Below are 2,368 nucleotides of genomic sequence, written 5' to 3'. Positions count from 1 at the left end.
CTATACAATTCAGAAATCTTTTATGCATTTACACAAGATATTTTACGCTCTCGTTTTGATAAGCTTCATATCTGTTAATTTGACCCAGCCACCTGCATGTTTCTTCTTTGTAATTGGTTTCATATAATAATAAACCATCCAATTACCCTTATGTTTGATTAATGTGCTATTGGTTCGAACCCACTTGGTCTTTTTATAATTCTTCAAATTAGTGGTTAGTTTTCAATTTAATATTCTTAGTCTTGCCAGTCATCTTAAAAGTACGACCATTTTTATTGTTAACCTTATATTTGTCATGTGTCAGTGGCGTCTTAAAAGTACGACTGTATCCGGTCTTAACAGAAGCAGAAGCGACAATACTAGGCATCACAGTGCCACCCATCATAGTTAAGGACATGGCAGTAGTCACTAAAATCCGATTCATTTTTTTCATTTTAAAAACTCCTTTGATTTAAACCCGCTGTAGTCCTAGAAGGTAGGACAGCTGTTGTAGCTAAAATATGAAGTTAAAACAAGTTAGTCGAGTTTACTTGTTTTAACTGAACATGGCTTATTGTAACCAACCTGCGTATGATGACAGTTCATGCTCGGCATCAGTATTATCGCCATCTCGAACAAGTTGATAATACTGATTGCGTTGTTTCGTACTTAACCCCCGATACCACGTGTCAAAATCTGCCATGACATATTTACTTGCTTTATGAGTTTTGACTGGTTTCATATCCGTTAATTTAACCCAGCCCCCCTCATGCTTTTTCTTAGTCATTGGTGTCATATAATAATAAAGCATCCAATTACCCTTATGTTTAATTAATGTACTCTTCGTTCGAATCCATTTGTTCTTTTTATAATTCTTCAGGTAATGATTAGTCTTCAATTTAATATTTTTAGCCTTCCCAGTCATCTTATACGTTTTGCCCTTTGTATTTTTAACCTTATATTTATCATGTGCTAATGAAGTCTTTCTAATTCGACTGTATCCGGTCTTCTTAGCAGCAGATGCCGTCACGCTCGGCACAATGGTGCCACCCAACATGGTGAAGGCCACCATCGTGGTCATTAAAATACGATTCAATTTTTTCATTAAAAAAACTCCTTTGATTTTTACCGGCCTGGTTTTAAAAGCAGGACACCAACTATGAGCTATCCCCAATAAGCATCTGAATCACTCCCCTAACGCTTCAAACGACGGGGAGAACATAGACGAGCCAAGCTACTTGAAAACTAGGCACACAATAAGGACAGAGAAACCAACGCGGGTCCAGGTTTTCTTTGAAACTTGTTTTAGGGCATCCATATTGACCTCTCCTGTATGTGGTTGATTAAAATAAAAGCCTAGAGCCTTGGACGTCAGAAAATAAGCCACAGGTCGTAGCCGTTCAGAGTCTGATAAGGGTCTAGACTTAAATTAAAAGAATTACTTCCGGGTGTTGAGTGCCGTAAAGACATTGGCCGCAGCAGAAATTGCGGACATCTTATTCGTTGATTGACTAACGGCAAGATTTTCTTGTTGCAGAGATAGCTGATCGTTCTGGAAGTCCTGCGTTTCGGCAACGTTAAAGGCTTCTTGTAACGAGGTTGCACGGTTTTCATTAATCAAATGAATCAGCCGATCAATCGTCCAGAAACTATAAAACTTGTCAGGAAAGTCGGCTTTACCATCGATGTAGGCTTGTTCTGACATGGCTTGGGAGACCTTTTCATTGGCCTGTTCAACAACTTGAGCGGCTGCTTTCTTTTTTTGGAAATAGAGAATAATGGCATAGATCAGAGCACCCCACCAGGCAAATATCCCAATTACGCCAATGATATTCCCAAGAATCTCAGCAACAAGACCGACCACAACGGGCGTCAGGAAAAATCCCCCAACAGCGATCCAAATTGTTTGTCGTTTGAGTGACTTGGTCTTAGTCTCGAAGGCTTGTTGGGCCTCATAGGCATTGTGGCGAGCGTCTTGAACGCCGGCAGTTAAATCACGTTTTGCGAATAAGTAAGTTAAAATTTCTTCTTTTGTCATGATGTCATCTTCTTAAATTTTTTATGTGAAGCTAATCTTCAAGGGTATATGTTAAGCCAGCGGCGAAGGCACCTGAACCAGATCCGGATGAGACCTTGAATGACTTGTGGTCATCTGCCAACTTGGCGTTAATCGTAGTGCTGTCGAGGTTAAACTTTAGGTCCTTACCATCAATCTTGTAAGTTCCCGTGGCCCCCTTCTTGCCATCTTGGTATTCAGTGACCTTATTATCACGGGTGAATTTCAACGTATCTTTCGACTTAATAAATAAAACCGTGACTTCAGCGGAATAATTACCGAGAGCGTAAAATATCTTGTGTAAATGCATAAAAGATTTCTGAATTGTATAGA

At 39.5% G+C, this 2,368-nt stretch carries 4 protein-coding genes; all 4 read right to left on the bottom strand.

From position 1 onward, the window contains the following. Positions 1-208: 208 nt before the first annotated feature. Positions 209-424, bottom strand: a complete 216-nt coding sequence (locus IV54_RS00555; protein ID WP_157054317.1) for a hypothetical protein — start codon at positions 422-424, stop codon at positions 209-211. Between the two features lie 126 nt (positions 425-550). Next, complete coding sequence (locus IV54_RS00550; protein WP_057877463.1) at positions 551-1,084, bottom strand: hypothetical protein; 534 nt, start codon at positions 1,082-1,084, stop codon at positions 551-553. 333 nt (positions 1,085-1,417) lie between these two features. Next, positions 1,418-2,017, bottom strand: a complete 600-nt coding sequence (locus tag IV54_RS00545; protein WP_057877462.1) for a hypothetical protein — start codon at positions 2,015-2,017, stop codon at positions 1,418-1,420. A gap of 31 nt (positions 2,018-2,048) precedes the next feature. Further along, the coding region (locus IV54_RS00540) for a hypothetical protein (RefSeq protein ID WP_057877461.1) at positions 2,049-2,368 on the bottom strand (320 nt) is incomplete at its 5' end.

This window comes from Levilactobacillus paucivorans, from assembly GCF_001437125.1.
GTDB lineage: Bacteria > Bacillota > Bacilli > Lactobacillales > Lactobacillaceae > Levilactobacillus > Levilactobacillus paucivorans.
Note: the sequence above shows the minus strand (reverse complement) of the source record. Positions and strands in the feature narration are given on the sequence as shown.

What these genes read in the sequence shown, in the direction of transcription:
- IV54_RS00555 (WP_157054317.1), bottom strand. Translation starts at nt 424, where the DNA reads ATGAATCGGATTTTAGTGACTACTGCCATGTCCTTAACTATGATGGGT.
- IV54_RS00550 (WP_057877463.1), bottom strand. Translation starts at nt 1,084, where the DNA reads ATGAAAAAATTGAATCGTATTTTAATGACCACGATGGTGGCCTTCACC.
- IV54_RS00545 (WP_057877462.1), bottom strand. Translation starts at nt 2,017, where the DNA reads ATGACAAAAGAAGAAATTTTAACTTACTTATTCGCAAAACGTGATTTA.